The organism is Paenibacillus sp. J22P169, from assembly GCF_059691995.1.
Map to the genome: position 1 here is coordinate 2,708,874 of NZ_JCAUAO010000001.1, position 18,674 is coordinate 2,727,547.

The window sequence follows — 18,674 nt, forward strand, 5'->3', positions numbered from 1 at the left end:
ATCTTCCGTGTTGTTAACAAAAGAGCAGGGAACCCTCAAATTCGTTTTCACCACATACGACATACTTACGCTACCCTCTTGCTACTAAAGTGAGTAAATCCTAAGATCGTGTCTGAACGACTTGGACATACTGACGAGCACATTACGTTGGACACTTACAACCACTTCTGTCCCAGTATGTAAAAAGAGAACTGCCCAAAACTTAGGGAGAGCACTGAAAAAGTCGTTGTCTTGTTGCCTTGAGCAACAGAACAACGACTTTTTTGTCATTTAGAAAGGAGCTAAGGCTCCTATCTAAACCATTTTCGGTGTTGTTAATTTCACCATCCGTTTCGCATTTTAACAATAGCCGTCAGAATAGCTTGTACGCGCATGTCAAGCTGACCTCGGCTATATTGAGAAATTGCCAGGCCATGATGAGTCTTTAACTCGTTATTCTTTTGTTCAATCTTGTACCTCATCCGGTAGCGCACCTTAAAAGCTTCAGATTCGTGGTACTCAACTGCTTTTCGTTTGAACTCAGGAACAATCGGAATTGAGTACGTTTTGGTTTTAGATCCTGGTTTGTAGCAACCTTCTTGCAGAGGGCAAGTGCTGCACTTATCTACATCAAAGAAGAAGGTCAGCCACTGGCACTCATTTCCGTTTTTTCGCCCCATCTTTACTTTCCGAGTGCTGTGATGCCCCGCGGGACATTCAACTGATTCACTGTCTTTATGGTACACGAACTTCTCTTTTTGTTCGTCCTGATGCCCGTATAGCATCATGGCATTGAGCTTTATCGTTGGCGTAATTTCGTCCTTAGCTAGAAGTTTGAGATTTGTAAAGCTCCCATATGCTCGGTCGGCAAGTACTTCTTTGACGACAAGTCCTGTTTCAGCCGTTTGCTTCATCAGGTCGGGGAATGCCTTAGGATCGCTGGCGTTACCTGGCTCTACTTTCATTGCCGTAATGATGCCATCCTCTGTCATTGCGATGCTTATTTTGTATCCGAAAAAGGAGTCTGTAGCGCTCTTCCAGCCGAAACGGGCATCTGGGTCTATGGCAGACTGCGCCCCTTTCCAGGCTAATAACCGTTCATCGGTTACAATCTTCTTCGTTTCTTCGAGGCGGGTTTTTAAAGAACCTTCGGCATCAGGAAGTAGTTGTTCTACGGTCTCACCTAAAACAGCAAAGAAGGAGTCTTTATAAAAAGTCTCCTCCTTACTTCAAACTTTCTACTGTAAAGTGACCTGTAGATAGGCCTTATACAAGCCGCTATCACTTTCCTTACTCTTAACAGTGCTTAACAAGCCAGTTAAATCTTGCAGAGCAAGACTTAATGTTTTATCTCCACTTGCCTGCGCTTGTGCATACGCCGTAATGTCATACTGTCGCCATTGATATGTGGAATCAAAAGATCCAGTAGCTATTGTACTACCAATTACAGGCATATTGCTCCAATTAAGCCCGCTTTCGGACCAGGCATCATTTTGCACCTCATAAACTGCAACATTTGAGACAGTTCCGTTTGGATCATTTAATGCACCAAATACATTTAGAATTACGGAGTAAATCGGCTGACTGATTGGGTTAAGGTCAAATTTTAAGAAAGCTTTGCGCCCATACCCAGTCGGATTGTCCTTAATATCCAAACCTGCAGCTGTTCCAAAATTGGTCCCTGCTGAGCCTCCGCTACGCACAAATGCGTCTGCGACTACATTCAACTTCAATGGCTTTAATGTCACTTCCAAATAAGCACTTCCACCACTCGTTTCTTTGCTTAGGATACTGCTCAAGTAACCTGACGAATCCTGCAAAGCCACGCTGAGTGTCTTATCCCCATTCGCTTGAGCAATGGCATATGAGGTAAGGTCATACTCCCGCCATTGATACGCTCCATTAAAGGCAACAGTACTCGACAAACTACCAATGGTCGGCATATTGTTCCAATTCAGCGTACTCTCTGTCCAAGTGTCATTCTGCACTTCATAGACACCAACATTCGCAACGGAACCAGCGGCATCTGTTATAGCGCCATAGACCTTTAATTTAACTGCAGCAATATCACCACCGGTCAAAGTTCCGAGATCGAACTTCATGAACGTTTTCCGTCCATAGCCTGTAGGATTTTCTTTCACTTCTAGCACGGTAGCTGCCCCATAGTTATTTCCTGCGTAACTTCCGCTTCTTACAAAAGCATCTTCTTTCACTTTAATGACTCGTTTATTCGTAGGAGCTGTGGGTTTATCGGGATCTGAATATTCATGTGCTCCAATATCAGAAGCATCTACATATAACGAATTGCCAAAGTAATCTCTACCTCCATTGTTTACAATAAATATACCTGCATCGATAGCTGGAGATGTATTCTTTAGCTTATATCCCGTCAACGTATCTATCTTAGGTTGACCAGGTAACGTACCTGTTCCACCCTTACCAGGATCCACAAATTGAGGATCTCCGACAACTGCAGTTGCATCAGCGGCAAGTGGAGCTGTTAGATAATATAAGTTGTTTCTATACGTACCACCGCCATTTACAAGGCTTTTAACATAAAAAATATTATTTGAGACAACCGTATTGTTATCCGGTGACACTCTTGTGTCATTATTCGGTGAATAAAAGGTATTGTTATAGACAAGTCCACCATAGCCGCCATATATCAACCGATTTGTTATGTTTTGTGCAATATTATAGCGATAAATAATTGGTTTGTAGTTAGACTTATTCCCCTGCAAATCACAAATAAGAAACGCCGAGCCTGAATCATGGGCATAGTTATATTGAAAAATAACATTACTGCTATTCAAATCAGCGTCAAAAGCCGTATCATCCGCTGTTCTCGTTGTTGCCCAATGCGTAATATTGTAAACTTCGTTAAATTGGTAAATACCATCAATCGTATTCGTAACTTCAATGCCAGAAGTACGCCAGTCATGTGCGATATTATACTCACTTAATGGAGCATATGAAGGTGAGATTAACTGGCCGAAGTCAGAGTATTCCAATCCTCCCATTAACATATTATTTCTCATTACAATATTTCTGTTCGGAACAACAGCCGTTTGGTTCGCATTGGAATATGCTGCTAATGTAGCTGCTTGAGCAATCCGAATACCAGTCTCAGATACCCTTTCAATGGTATTGTTTTCAATGGTTATTCCATCGAAATACGTTTTGGCAGGTTGTGTGCCCGTATATCCTGGACGTGTATCTACAGTGGCAATGGAGATGCCTCCCGTACCCTTAAACCAAGAGCTATCATACCCACCTAGAGCAGGTGGATTGGAATACGCCCCCGCTACAGTCCCACCTGTTGTGTCATTTGGTCCAAACTCACGCAACCCGTTAATATCGTGAATGTAACAATTACGAATGACAATATGCTTGTAAGACCCCTCTCGCCCCGATGCTGTTACCCGAATACCAGCCAAGTACCCAGTAACCTCGAAAGTCGAACTTGTAGTCAACTGAACCGTAGTTGTTGTCGTGCGCCAATTGGTTACAGCCAGATTGTTAATTTCCCAATACTCTTGGTTATCCAGCTTCACGGCACTCGAAATCAGACCTTCGGCATCAATCTTCGGTTTTTCTCCCATACCATAGCTATTAATGACAATAGGACTGCCTTCTACACCAGAGCCTTTCGGCCAAAGTTGTCCAAACCAAATTTCTCCTGATTTAAATAGTATTTGGTTACCTGGTGCAAATTGCGTCGCATTTACCTTGCCTAAGGTTTTCCACGCTGTCCCTGGTGTTGTCCCGTCATTCGAGTCTTGCCCATTCGAGTAATCCACATAATAAGTACCAGTTACTGCTGCTTCAGCCTTGGGCATTACTTGGGCTGGCAGTATCATAGCCAATACAAAAATGGCCATAACTACAACCTTCATACACCCACTAAACTTGCTGCTGCTCATCAATAATTCCTCCTCTACAATTTTTGAAATCGCTTCCATTATCAACAGATGAAAAGGAGCACCCTACATCGATAATCGAATGTGTGATGCTCCCATGTAATCGTTAGTCAATGGCTTACGATTGAATTAATCATATACATATGAGAAAGTTATGTCTGCTGACGATTCTGACTTCTTTCTATACAATTTTTACTCTTTATTACCGTTATGTGTAAAAGTTTTTCAATCATTCTTGATTCCTCTATAAAGTTTATCGTTTATTTTAACATTCAATTTTTTAATCATCTGTTCAATAAATTTATCATAGTTTGTATTTACAATTTGCATGGCAACATCTTCTTTGACTTCTGATAATTCTCTGTACCCAGTGGTTGTCCCCAACTTGTACATATTATCTCTCTTCTGCAAATAATACACTTCAAGCTCTCCATCACTTGGTTTAAGTTCATTGTCCATTAACTTCTTTTTCAACTCTAAAACCAAATTACTTTGGCGATAATTATAGTACTCCAATTCACCAAATTGTTTATTCCCATAGATAACTTTTCCACTTTCAATGGATTTTTTACGAGTGTTATTTTCATTTTTAAGAGCATCAAGAAAGGCTTCATAGCTTATATCTTCAATTATACCTTTGTCTTTAGCCAGAATTTGCTCCATTTTCAGTTTGGTCAACTTATCCATCGTTATTTGTTTTAAAATCTCTAATGGGATTTCACCGTTGTAATTTCGACTCCAAAATGTTTTATCAATATCAGCCTTATACTTTTGTCTAAAGTAACTAATGACATCGGACTCCGTATTGTTTTGTATCAACGAGAATTCCGATACAGTTATTTCCTCACCATTAATATAAGCCAGAGTTTTGTTTTTATCGTGATTCCAATCCATGATCACTGCCAAAAGTAGGACAACCAGTGTAGTCGCTATACTTAGAAGTAGCATCTTTTTCTTAATAACCATCATCCTCCATTAATAAAGCAAGCCATTGACTCTATATGGTCAATGGCTTACCCCTATTCCAAAATCTAAAATGCTTTTTCTAATAACCGTTGAATGAACACAGCAGCCTCTGCACGCGTGATTATTCTTTTTGCATGTAGCTGATCTTCAGAAATAATACCTAGGTCTGCAAGGCTTGCAGACGCTAGTACAGACCAATCAGATAGCGTGGTGGCATCCTTAAATGCAGACAATGTCTTATTTGGATCTACTTTACCATCGAGTCTTAAGAGCGGTAATGTTCTACCAAGAATTGTATAGACTTCTTCATGGGTAATGATACCGCTTGGATTAAACATATCTTCCGTTACACCGCTTATTAGTTTAGTATCTACTGCTCTCGTTATCGCATCAGCATACCAATCCTTCACGTCAACGTCTCTAAAGTGTTGTTCTGCTACTCCTTTGTCATAAATACCTAATGCCGCTGATAACATTTGCACAAATTCCGCACGAGTTACAGAACGATTTGGTTCAAAATCCCCATTTGGTAAACCATTAACCACGTATTTAGAGGCTAAAGCCTGAATACTTTCTTCTGCTTCATTCCCTTTTATATCGTTGAATATAATTTGTCTAGCTGCTGCTAATACATAGGTACTGTTTAATAGACTCATACCTACATATTTCCCATTTACATTTACTAATGGAACAGGAACAAAGGAGCCATCTTTTTGCATTCTTAAAGCGATAACATCTTTGTGTGTAGTTTCACCTAAAATACGACCAACCATCTTTTCAAACATTTCAGTAGGTTTATCTACCCCATTATTCGATAACTTTACTTCGAATGATACAGGAGAATCTAATAACCTGTAACCTTGTCTTTCAGCTTCTTGTTTTATAGCAGCAGTCTCTTTTTCATTAGATGGTTTATTAACTATTGTCATTGAAATTTGATTTGGTGATGCGTTCGGGAAAAGTAGTTTAGCCTGAGCAAGCATCTCTTCCGCACTTAAAATATACGATTTGTTCCCTGCTTGAAGCTCAAGTGAGATATGTTTATCCGTAAGTAAACTCAATTGCTCTATATGCAAGTTCACTTGAAAGCCTGTATCTTCTTTCCCTTCAACTGCCTTTGGAGACATAAGTACTAAGATTGCGCCATCTTTCAACTGATCTAATGATGTGTGAATGTTACTAGCATCAATATTCAATTGAGCTACTACGGTTCCATGAACATCTGTTGTTATTTTGGTGTATTTCTCCAATTCCGTAGTTACTTCAACGCGATCTTGTAGGATTAAAGTTGGTGTATATGGTGTATTTCCTGTTGAAGAACTGCCACCTTGCTCAATGACTTTCCATATGGCATAAAGTGTTGTATCTGATGCTACGTTTAAGCTAGTTGCTTCTGTATAAAAACTACCGCTGCCATCTGCCTTCGCATTCCACCCCATAAATATATGCCCTGTTTTCAATGGCACTGGTAGCACTCCAACTGGAGCCGCAAAGACAACTTCCTTATTTGATACACTTACTTCGCCACCTTGTGCATCCAAATTCAACGTATAGGTATTAGGCGACCATCTTGCATAAAGTGTAGAATCCGCAGCTGTTCGGTACCAAGAGCCACTTGAAACCGTTTCACCTGTACCATTACCTACCGTGTTCCATTCAACAAAGGTATAGCCTGTCTTCGTCGGTACTGGCAGCGTTCCTACATAAGTTGCATAGGTCACAGAAGTGACTGAACTGCCATTTAAACTGCCACCTTGCACATCGAAGTTTAACGTGTATGCATTTGCTGTCCAGATCGCAAATAATACTGTATCAGATGCTGTTTGATACATTGTATTGGCTGTAAACGCAACTCCTGTTCCATCGTTAGCCGTGTTCCATTCTTTAAACGTATATCCAATGCGAATTGGTGTATGTAAGGTGCCAACAGCCACTTCATAGCTAACCAGCTTATTAGAATAACCTTCATTTCCACCATTAGCATCAAAATGCAGCGTATACGTCCCAACAGACCACTGAGCATACAAAGTTAGATTTTCTGATAACTGATATAGCGTTGCTTCGGTATAGGATTGACCAGTCCCATCTGAAGCAGTGTTCCAGCCACTGAAAGAATAACCATCACGCTCAATTGGTTGAACTGTTCCAATCGGCGAATCATAAGTAACAGACTTCGTGAATGGTGAAAGGACGGTTGTTTGCGGTTCAAATGTAATCTGATACGCATCCGCCTCCCATATTGCATACAGATTTGTATCTTTTGGATCCTGATAGATAGCGCCTTCTGTAACTGTCGTTCCAGTTCCATTTGCGGATGTGTTCCAGCCTTTAAACGTATAGCCCTCTCTTGATACAGCTGGCAGAGCAGCAACCTGGCCACCAAAAGTTACGGTTTGGTTATCTGGAGCTGGCCCTCCACCTTGTGCATTAAAACTGAATACATACACTTTGGCTTCCCATTGTGCATACAAGATCGTGTCTGTGTATTGCGTATACAGAGTTATTGGACGATATGGTACCCCTGTTCCATCCGCACTTGTATTCCACCCCTTAAATACATAGCCAGCTTTTGCAGGAGTAGGTAACCACCCAACAGAATTCCCGTAAGTCACCGTGCTAACCGTCGGACTAACAGTCCCTGAGTCAGCGTTAAATAGTAATTTAGTTTCAGGAGCTTCTACAATTACATTGTATATAACCGATTGAGGTTGACCATTATAGTCAAAAGTGCCACTTACATCAAAACTTGACGGACTTGCATATCTAGATGCAGGAATCACTTCCCATGTCACAGGAACTTGACTAGTCAAACCTGTAGTTGTATTACGAACTTCTAAGGTTTGAGGCATAACCGGTGCTGTCCCTCTAGTTGTACGCACTTTTTTGTCGCCCACGATTGAATAAGGAATTACAGCCAATTCTACACGCGGTGCAAAGTCCCCCGCAGTATCATTTCTTGATGAGAATTGTATGCCCGTATTAAAAGTTGAAGATGGGCTCAAATTATTGTTTACAAATTCAGTAAAAGCTAGGCCTAAAGATACGCCTGATAGTGAAAGTCCAGATTGTAGTCTAGTATTAATAAAGTCAGTAATATCTACCTCGTACCATACACCATGCGCAGTAGCTGTCGAAGCACTACCGGGTATAGTTGGTGCTTTAAAGGATGCAATTTCACTGCCTTTAAATGGTTTTCTGTTCGTCCAATTAATGCCAGTCTCACTCCAGCCGGAATCTGTTTCATATACACCTAAATTAGTCAAAGCTTTGGAGCCTTGATCAATCGTTTTCCCATACAATTTAAGCTTGGCCGACAATGTACGATTGCTTGGAAATGAACTGATATCAAATTGCACATAGCCTACTCTAGAAAACCCAGCAGAATTAGCTGATTTAATGTGAATGAATGCATCGCTACCGAAATTTTCGATATTTGTTCTATCTCTTACATAGGAGTCCTGTGTCGATTTAAAGATCTGTTTCGGATAATTTGCAACAGATGTAATAGCTGATACGGTAATATCACATGTAGTAGAGATTGTTGGATCGCTTACACTTGTTGCAGTAATGATTGCTGTTCCTTCTGCAATTGCCGTTATTTTCCCATCAGCTGAAACTGTCGCTATTCCCTCATTACTTGATGTGAAAGTCACACTTTTATTTGTAATCGTTTCAGGAAAAACATTGCTTGTAATCGTTTTAACGCCACCTACATTGAGGTATAGCTTATTTGCATCAAGTGCAACGGAAAGAACTTTGGGTTCTACAATCACTTTAATAATGACTGGCACTTCAAGTGAAGCATAAGTAGGCTCACTGATAATCCCTTTTACATCAAAAGTTCCCTTTGCTGAGTACAATGAAGGATTCACCGATTCCCATTGCACGGCTACTGGAATACTGCTTCCATTAGCAAGATTAGTTGCATCTACAGTTGCTGGCAGTACTGGCGCTGTGCCTACCGTTGTAGTAAGGGCCACACTTGTCGGGGCTTGAATAGGTATCGTACTAACAATAAGCTGTGGAGGCAAATTATCTAAAGAATCTTTAGAAGAAAACTCAATAAATTTGGAATCTGTGTTTGCTCTTAATGACTCATTACTTAACTCAAAGGAAGCTTGAGTTTTATCACCGCCAGCTAGATAGGCTTTCATATAATCAGTGACATTCACATCAAACCATGAGTATACTTGTGTGTTGCTAACCGGGACATTAAATGTTCCTATTGATGTAACTTGACTACGAGCAGGTCTATTATTTCCTTTAAGAGTTGTTTCAGACCAACCTGTATTCGTAGGAAATACTGAAATGGTCTTATAAGGTCCTTTTGCTTCTGCTGCTGGAACCGCCTCTATTTTATGTGCAAAAATTCTTAGAATAAATGTTTTGTCGTTCAAATTATCTTGTATATCTGACGTAGGAAATTGTAGCAGAACCTTCTTATTCCATCCATCATCCACATCTGCGTTATTTTGTATCTGCAAATTATTAGGATCAGCATTCTGTGAAATAATGGAGGAGTACGATGAAACATTTACCCCTCGAACATACCCATCGTCCGTCGGTGTGATAATCTTAATCCTATTTGATATAGGGGAAACTTCGATCACACATTCGGCTGTAACCATTGGATCTGAGCTGCTTGCAGCGATGATCTTCGCTGTTCCAGGTGAAACGGCCGTTAACACGCCTGCAGGAGAGACAGTAACTACATTTTCATTGTTAGAAGAGAAAGTGATCAATTTATTCTTAACGGAATTCGGCTTCACCGTAGCCTTAATACTTCCAGTGTCTTGAACATTCATAAAGCGTTTAATAGTATCCAACTCTACATACGCCACATGATCTACGGGTTTATCAGAATCTGAATATTCATGTGCGCCTATATCAGGAGCATCCATATATAATGGATTACCAAAGTAATCTCTGCCACCATTATTTGCTATAGTTATACCCGTATCGATAGCTGGAGATGTATTTTTCAACTTATAACCTACTAACGTATTAATCTTAGGTTGACCAGGTACTGTCCCCGTTTCCCCTTTACCAGGATCAATAAATTGTGGATCTCCTACAACTGCAGCTGTATCTGCTGCGAGTGGAGCGGTTAGATAATACAGATTGTTCTTATAAGTACCACCGCCGTTGGCAAGGCTTTTCACATAGAAAATATTATTGGAAACAACCGTATTGTTATCAGGTTGCACTCTTGTGTCATTATTCGGTGAATAAAACGTATTGTTATAGACAAGCCCACCATAACCGCCATAAATCAGCCGATTTGTTATATTTTGCGCAATATTGTAGCGATAAATGATAGGTTTATAGTTCGTCTTGTTTCCCTGCAAATCACAGATTAGAAAAGCCGAACCTGAATCATGTGCATAGTTATATTGAAAAATGACATTACTACTGTTCAAATCAGCGTCAAAAGCTGTATCATCAGCCGTTCTTGTTGTTGGCCACTGTTTGATATTATAAACTTCGTTAAATTGGTAAATGCCATCTATCGTATTCGTAACTTCCAGACCTGAAGTACGCCAGTCATGTGCGATATTATATTCACTTAAAGGCGCGTACGCAGGTGAGATTAATTGTGCAAAGTCGGAGTATTCCAATCCACCCATAAACATATTATTTCTCATAACAATATTCCGGTTCGGAACTACAGCTGTTTGGTTTGCATTTGAATACGCTGTCAAAGTTGAGGCTTGAGCAATTCGAATACCCGTTTCAGATACCCTTTCAATCGTATTATTCTCAACAATTACCCCATCAAAATAGGTCTTAGCTGGTTGAGGCCCCGTATAATCTGGACGCGTGTCCACTGTTGAGATCGAAATACCGCCAGTAGCCTTAAACCATGAACTATCATATCCTCCTAGTACGGGGGGATTAGAATACGCTCCCTTAACCGTCCCACCGGTTGTGTCATTGGGTCCAAACTCACGTAAACCATTAATATCATGAATGTAACAATCACGAATAACAATGTGTTTATATGCACCTTCTCTGCCAGAAGCCGTTACTCGAATACCAGCTAAGTAACCCGTCACATCAAAAGTGGTGTTAGTCGTTAATTGAACGGTCGTTTTCGTCGTGCGCCAGTTTGTTACAGCGAGATTGTTAATTTCCCAATATTCTTGATTATCTAGCTTTACAGCGCTTGAAATCAGTCCTTCGGCATCAAACTTTGGCTTATCCCCTTCACCATACTTATCAATGATAATGGGACTCCCCTCTGAACCAGAACCTTTTGGCCAAAGCTGCCCAAACCAGATCTCACCGGCTTTAAATAAAATTTTGTTCCCCGGTTGGAATTGGGTTGCATTCACCTTATCCAATGTTTTCCATGCCGTTTCTGGTGTAGTTCCATCATTCGTGTCTTGACCATTGGAATAGTCAACATAAAATGTCTCTGTTGCTTCTGCCGCTTCTACCTTGAGTTGCACTTGTGATGGCAGCACCATTGCGAGCAGGAAGCAAATGAGTAGCACCAAATTCACCTTAAAAAGCTTACTATTTCTCATAAATGTCTCCTCCCATATTCTCTATTGTAATCGCTTCCAGTTTTCTGGAAATGACAAGAAGCACATTGCATCTCTAAAGAATGCACTATGCTTCCTTTGGATAGAATTTATAATACGATAGAGAAAGAGGCATGTCTGCTGACGATTCTGACCTGTTTCAGGACGATTTTTACCTGCCGATAAGTACATATCTTATTTTAGTTTCTTGCTCTTCTGAACATAATCACCAGGTGTCATACCCATGTATCGTTTGAAGATTTTGGAAAAGTAATTCCGATCGGAAAACCCTAATGCTAAAGCTGCTCCTTCAATCGTCGCTTCGGGTCGCTCCAACATTTTAATTGCATTATCAATTTTGTGACGATGAACGAAATCCGTAAAGGTCGTGCCCGTTACTTTTTTAAAATATCTTGAGAAATAACTCGCATTAAGATGCAAGTATTCAGCCATATCGACAGTCGTAACATTCTCCGAAAGGCGCTCTTGCAAATATTGGTTTATTACCTTTAATTTAAAATCTTGCTGGATTGCATTGTCTTTTAAATCCTCATGATCTACAAGGCGTTGTTGGTATTGCGAGACGAGTTTATGCAGATCGTCCACTTTCATAACATACAGCAAACACTCGTAAAAGGCTTCTGAATCTGCCTCCAAATTACCTTTTTTCATCTCAATAGATCGTAAAGTTGTCTGTATTAGTTTCAAAAATACGTTAGGAGCTAGCTTATTCTCTGCCGCAGTAACACCAACGACGGAAAGAAGATCCTCTTGCTCTTCTATCAATTGCTCCTGAAAGGAAGAGGTGTACGTTTCCAATTGTCCAAGTAATCTTGTGCTTGGCTCATTCAACCATTGTTTAGCACCGTCTTGCACCTCTGTTATGACAGATGATGTGTAAAATCCATCCCATTGTCTTTCTTTCAGAAGATGCAATGCAGAAACTAAATCGGATAGCTCATGCTTCCGCTGTATATACTGAAAGCTCAGGCGAATTTTGAGATATTCCTTGCACTTCTCTATCACTTCCATTGCATAGCTACGGAATGTGTCCATTGGATTGGTATGCAGATTATTTCTAAAATTATAAACCAAAACAACAGCATGCTCCGTTGAAAATACGGTCATCCCTTCGAAAGAACTTTTTAGCTCATCCGCAATATTATAAATGCCGTAGGAAGCCAATGAATCTCGATACATATATCTTGGGGAATAGGAAGAATAGAAAGGCGCAATCATACCTACGATGAAATCGTGATGCTTCCAGCTAACACCTAGTCGGGCTCCATACTCCAGTAAATCTTTTGACGGCCCCTCTTTCATGAAACGATTAATAAAAGTGACTTCGAGAATTTCGCGATTCCGGCGCATATCTTCCCGATAAGGCTGTTCTTCCAGGTGTGTTTTCTGCGTCTGCAACACTCGAATTGCCTTCTGTAAACTTGCCTGCAATTGTTCTTCCGTCAGTTCTACTTTGATGAGATAGTCTAAGGCTTCAAGTTGAAACGCTTGTTTAGCGTACTGAAATTCCTCATGGCAAGTCAGAAAAAGTATGATAACATCAGGTTTTATTAAACGTAATTGAGCGGCTAACTCCAAACCATCCATTTGAGGCAATCCAATATCCGTTATGACGATATCAGGAAGCAATTTACGAAATTGCTCCAATGCAATGACACTGGAGTAAGTTTCATAAACAATTTGTAGATTCAGCTCTTCCCAATTTATCATGTCGCGTAAATACTGCAGCATCAGCACATCATCATCGATTGTCATTACTTTATACATCCCATTGTCCCTCCTTACACATGTAGTACGATCGGAATTTCCATAAATACATCGATACCACCACTCTGATTATTCTGTAGTTGAATAGTTGCTTCTGACCCATAAGTTAGCTTAAGTCTCTGCGCAATATTGTACAGACCAACCCGCTTAGTATTGTCCACGAGTTCTTCCTCACTCGCTGTTAATAGTTGGTTCATCAACGTTAATCGGTCTGGTGCCATGCCAACGCCATTATTTCTAACCGTAATACACAAGTATTTATCGATGATCTCTCCGATCACTTCTAATTGTGCATCCGCTTTCCGCTCTGAAAATCCATGCACAATGGCATTCTCAATTAGAGGCTGTAGCAGCAGCTTGGGCATTTCAATTGTTTTCGCTTCGTCTGATAATTTTACATTGAAATCTAGTTGCATTTGATTACGCATTTTCATAATTTCCACATAATCCTCTATCAGCTTACACTCCTGTTGAAGCGTAGCGTTCTCACCTGTATGCAGATAATTCCGCAGCAACCTCGTTAACGAATGTATTTTGCCACTATGAAAGGTGTCTTTAGCCAAACTCAAGCTAATCTTAATCGAATTCAATGTGTTCAATAAAAAATGCGGCCTAATCTGAGAGGCTAATGCCTGCAGCTCAAGAACACGATTCTGTTCGTGTTCTTGCCGATTTTTTTCGATGAGCTCTTTAATATTCTCAAGCATATTATTCAAGGTTCGACCCAAACGGGCGATTTCATCCTGCCCCTGGTCTGGGAAACGAATTTCTGTATGTCCTTCTCCGAATTGTACAGCCGTGAGTTCCAGTTTTCGTATTGGACGATGCAATCTTTTGGCAATGAAAAAGGAGAGCCATCCAAACAGTAAAATAAACAGAACAACTACCGCACCTGCAAGCAGATAGATACTTTTCACATCACCGGCAATCGGCGCTCTCGATGTTTCATAAATGAGCTTCCATTCATTAATTGGAATACTAACTTCACTTCGCAACGTCTTTTTTGTCTTTTCGTTACGAAGATACGGGATATTCATATCTCCAGCCACGAACTGTCCAGCAGAATCGTATAGAGCCATAGTTCCTAAATGCTGCTGTGTAAATAGGTTCTTGAAATAAGCATTCGAAAGAGTCACGTAAATAACGCCTAAGTCCTCCGTATTCCAAGGATCTTGAATGACACGACCAAAATATAAAGTGTATGGCAGATCCTCCTGTATAGGATAGGAATACGAAGTACCAAGCATTTGTAAAGTTATGTACGTATGCTTCTGAATCCGGCTTTGAATGACAGGTAAATCCTTCACTAATCGGTTGAAGTCTTCAACAGTCTTTTGGTTATGGACGATAAGTCCTTTGGGATTCACAATGAGAAATTGAATCTGATTGGTTAAATTCTTTTCACCAAAGTATTGAAAAGATAATTTGATTTCTTCTGCACTTTCAAACTCATCATACGTTCTGATTGCTGTTGTATCCTTCAAAGTTCTCATGCGACTTAACGTAGCTGTATCTTGAGCTAAGTAACGGGAAGATATATCGATAACATCCAGTGTCTTACTAATTTCTTGTGAGACCAGATTGAGATAAGCGCTATTTCTTTCTTCCATACTACGATTTACGTTTGCTTGAATGAGATAATAAGTGAAAATAGCACTTCCAGCAACAGGGAGGAGAACAAGTAATAATAGAGACAACTGAAGCCTCTTGTAAAATGTCATAGACTGAAAATATCTCAATATACTTCCTCCATCTCGTAGCTTTCCATAGAGAAAAGGGGAGGTTGTTCCCTCCCCTTTATCACCTATTATTTACCAAGCATTTGATTGTATGCGTCAGTCCATTCTTTCTCAACTTCTGTACCACCGTTAGCATAATATTTTTTCACATAATCGTCAAAGGCATCAATTGGAAGCTCCCCAGTGATGATTTTGAAGTAAGCTTCAATCGTTGACTTCGCAAGCGCATTGCTTGACTTAGCAAAAGCATTCGTCGGCGGAAGAACGAGTGGCTCATAGCCTTTAGTTTTTACATTTTTCTCTGCAAAATCGAACAAGAATTTGTCTCTCTTCTGTGCGAATCCACCACCAACAGGATTAAATACGTTCCATCCCTTGGCGTTCGGATTCTTCGCTGGATCTTTATCCATGTTGATGAATTGTTCGCCGTTCAACTTCCAATCTTGATCTTTGATCCCCTGTGTTACGGTAAGGGAATATTCATAATCAGTGAAGGTAGCATCAATCATTTTCAGCGTCGCTTCAACAATCTTAGGATCTTTAGCTCCCTTTGTTGTGAAAATATAAGAATTATTATAGGTTTGCCATTGAGGTGCACCAGAAGCACCCTTAGGACCGGTCGGAGCTTTCCCGAAAGCGATAGTTCCGTTAGGCTGTGACTTGTTAAAATTAATGTATTGCCCGCCTAATGCATCGGTTGGGTTGTTTGGCTCTAGAACATTACGCCAGTGATAGAACATCCCCTTGCCTGTCAAACCAATTTTGTTATTGTAAAATGCTTGAGAATCCGCCCAATAACCCGTTGTATTCTCTGAAGTGATGAATTCAGGATCGATAAGTCCTGCTTTATACCATTTGCTTAGCACATCTAGTGCATCTCTCATCTCCGGTTGTGTCGCTGCAGTCACGACCTTGCCATCTTTAAGAACTGGCATTAATGCACGAGCTGGCTCCTTCGCTGCTGCTTTCACATCATCGAATGCTGGACGACCGAATGCCCCCATGACAATTGGGATAGCAAAGTCTGACATACCGTAGGTGTCTTTTTTCCCGTTTCCATCAGGATCATTGTTGCGGAACTTCGTTAACGCATCTTCAACTTCAGCCAGCGTCTCAGGTGTTTTTGTAATCCCTACCTTACTCAACCAATCCTGTCGCCAAACGATAACAGTCGGATACATGGAACGCGCATTTGTCCCTGGAAGGGCATACAGTTTACCGTTTACTTTACCGAAATCCCAAGCATTTTTATTGACCGAATCAATATATTTGGCATAGTTAGGAGCTACTTTACGAATAAGTGCTTCGTCAATCGGAGCCGCTACATTTTGAGTAATTAACTTTGGCAGTGTTTGAATGTTAGAGATTTTCATAAAGTCTGGCATTTCGCCAGCGGCAAAGCGCATGTTGAGCGTTTCATCCCATTTCTGAGCATCTGCATACCAAAGGTTGAATTTAACATTGAATTTATCCTGTACGAGTTTTACGACAGGGTTTGTATCAGGATTCTCTACTTGAGCATTCGAATCGTAACCCAACCAATCAATTTTTACTGGCTCTTGCTTAGCTGGAGCTGCTGATGGCGATGCGCTTGCAGCATTCTTATCTCCGCTGTCATTGCTGCCACAAGCAGCAACCAAGCTAGCGCTAAGTGTTAATCCAAGTGCAACCGTTGAAGCCTTTTTCCATTTCTTCGTCATTCTTACCCCTCCATGATCATTCTATCATATGTTATCCCTAATAATAGGGGATTAACCAATCACTATCCTTTGATCGACCCGATCAAAGCGCCTTTGATAAAGTATTTTTGCAAGAATGGATACACAACCAAGATTGGAAGAATTGACACCATCAACGTTGCCATTTTCAAATTCTCTGCACTCACTGTTAATTTGTTTCCAGATGATGCAGCTTCCAACATGGGATCTGTTCCTACAAGTAAAATATTTCGTAATATAATTTGAAGCACTTGCTTCTTCTGATCCTGAATATAGATCATGGCATCGAACCATGCATTCCAGTTACTAACTGCTGAATACAGAGCAACGGTCGCAATAATTGGCAAAGACAACGGAAGAATAATCCGGAATAAGATTACGATATCGTTAGCACCGTCAATTTTAGCCGACTCCTCTAGACTATCTGGCAGCCCCGCTAAAAAGCTTCTTGTAACGAGCAACATGTAAGTACTAATAGCTGCTGGTAGTACCAGTGCCCACATGCTGTTCATCATCCCTAAATTTTTCACCAGCAAATAAGAAGGAATCATACCGCCGGAGAAGAACATCGTAACCACGATTAAAGTTGTCCATAGCTTACGATTCGGCAAGTTCGCTTTGGATAGGGGATAAGCACCTAGAAAGGTTAGCAGCACGGTGATCGAAGTCCCCAGCAGCGTCCGAATAATCGTATAGCCGTAAGCTGTCCAGATTCTGTCGTCCTGGAGTACCGTTTTATAGCCACTTAAATCAAACTTCGTAGGGATCAAATGAAATCCATAGCTATTAATGACATCTGGAGGGCTGAGTGAGTTCGTCAACACCTGAAGAATGGGAATAATGAAGGTAACACATAACAGTCCAAGCAATACATAAACCGACGTAATAAATACACGATCTGCCATCGTTTGTTTGATTTTCAATGCATTTCTCTCCTCTACTAAGCTGTTAGATAATGGATTCGTCAGTAATTTTCTTAGCTATGAAATTAGCGCTCAGAACGAGAACCAAGGCAACCACATTTTTGAATAAGCCTACTGCAGCCGCATAGCTAAAGTTCATACGAGCCAAACCTTCATTGTAGGTGTAGGTAGAAATGACATCACCAACATCCAGCACTTTGGCATTTAACAGATTGAATACTTGTTCGAAATCATCATTGATGATCGAACCACTTGATAAAATCAACATAATGACTATGACTGGAAACATCGATGGAAGTGTAATGCGCCATATGCGGCCGAAGCGATTAATACCATCCACTTCAGCTGCCTCATAAATTTCAGGATTAATCCCTGCAATTGCAGCCAGGTATATGATCGTTGAGAACCCGATATTGCGCCAAATGTCAGAACTCACAAGTATGGTGCGGAACCAGCTTGGCTCGGTAATAAAGAAGATAGGCTGGAGCCCAAGGTGATCTAATAAAATGTTGATCGGACCTCGACTCGGAGACAAAATCTCAATTAACAAACCCGAAAGTACGATCCATGACAAGAAATGTGGAACATAGCTGATGGTTTGTACGAATTTCTTATAAGCACCATGCTTGACTTCGTTAATTAAGATTGCAAGTAAGATCGGTGCAGGAAATCCGAGCAGTAACTTGTAGAAATTAATTAGTAGCGTGTTTCTTAATACTAGTGGGAAATATTCACCAGTGAACAAATCTTTAAAGTTCGATAATCCTACCCAAGGGCTTCCTGAAACACCCTGTAAGACCTGATAATCTTGAAAGGCAATTAAAACCCCGTACATCGGCCCATAATGGAAAATTGCGTAATACGCCAAAACGGGAAGAAGCATGATAAACATATACTTATAGTTCCAATATTGCCGCCATAGCGAATTGGATTTGGTCATCCTTCTCTTTTCGCTCTTAATTGCTGTTGTAAGCTCCATCTCATCCACTCCAGTACTGTTTGTTGTCTGTATGAATACTATAAATTCAAGGACAGTTTGTGTCTGCTGACGATTCTGACCTCTTTACAGACGATTTTTACCTAGAACAAAGAACCTTAGTCGCACTAGACAAAG

Annotated in this window: 9 protein-coding genes; all 9 read right to left on the minus strand. The window is 40.6% G+C overall.

The features are described 5' to 3' along the window. Nucleotides 1-320 precede the first annotated feature (320 nt). Nucleotides 321-1,091 (minus strand): transposase, encoded by a 771-nt coding sequence (locus tag AC58QG_RS12460; RefSeq protein WP_497362846.1) that lies wholly within the window; start codon nucleotides 1,089-1,091, stop codon nucleotides 321-323. A 126-nt stretch (nucleotides 1,092-1,217) separates the two neighbouring features. After that, nucleotides 1,218-3,902 carry a CBM96 family carbohydrate-binding protein gene (locus AC58QG_RS12465; RefSeq protein ID WP_497362346.1) on the minus strand — a complete coding sequence of 895 codons (2,685 nt, stop codon included), beginning with the start codon at nucleotides 3,900-3,902 and terminating at the stop codon, nucleotides 1,218-1,220. Nucleotides 3,903-4,124: 222 nt separating this feature from the next. Further along, the gene (locus tag AC58QG_RS12470) at nucleotides 4,125-4,868 is read right to left on the minus strand and encodes a hypothetical protein (RefSeq protein WP_497362347.1); all 744 of its coding nucleotides are present in this window, start codon (nucleotides 4,866-4,868) and stop codon (nucleotides 4,125-4,127) included. A 62-nt stretch (nucleotides 4,869-4,930) separates the two neighbouring features. Then, the gene (locus AC58QG_RS12475) at nucleotides 4,931-11,395 is read right to left on the minus strand and encodes an InlB B-repeat-containing protein (RefSeq protein ID WP_497362348.1); all 6,465 of its coding nucleotides are present in this window, start codon (nucleotides 11,393-11,395) and stop codon (nucleotides 4,931-4,933) included. Between the two features lie 192 nt (nucleotides 11,396-11,587). Beyond that, nucleotides 11,588-13,180: a response regulator transcription factor gene (locus AC58QG_RS12480; protein ID WP_497362349.1), complete on the minus strand. Its 1,593-nt coding sequence runs from the start codon at nucleotides 13,178-13,180 to the stop codon at nucleotides 11,588-11,590. 14 nt (nucleotides 13,181-13,194) lie between these two features. Further along, complete coding sequence (locus AC58QG_RS12485; RefSeq protein ID WP_497288055.1) at nucleotides 13,195-14,877, minus strand: sensor histidine kinase; 1,683 nt, start codon at nucleotides 14,875-14,877, stop codon at nucleotides 13,195-13,197. A gap of 110 nt (nucleotides 14,878-14,987) precedes the next feature. Beyond that, the gene (locus tag AC58QG_RS12490) at nucleotides 14,988-16,619 is read right to left on the minus strand and encodes a type 2 periplasmic-binding domain-containing protein (protein WP_497288056.1); all 1,632 of its coding nucleotides are present in this window, start codon (nucleotides 16,617-16,619) and stop codon (nucleotides 14,988-14,990) included. Nucleotides 16,620-16,681: 62 nt separating this feature from the next. Further along, on the minus strand, nucleotides 16,682-17,560 hold the full coding sequence (locus AC58QG_RS12495; protein ID WP_497288057.1) for a carbohydrate ABC transporter permease: 879 nt from the start codon (nucleotides 17,558-17,560) through the stop codon (nucleotides 16,682-16,684). Nucleotides 17,561-17,585: 25 nt separating this feature from the next. Then, nucleotides 17,586-18,539, minus strand: a complete 954-nt coding sequence (locus tag AC58QG_RS12500; protein ID WP_497288058.1) for an ABC transporter permease — start codon at nucleotides 18,537-18,539, stop codon at nucleotides 17,586-17,588. Nucleotides 18,540-18,674 lie beyond the last annotated feature (135 nt).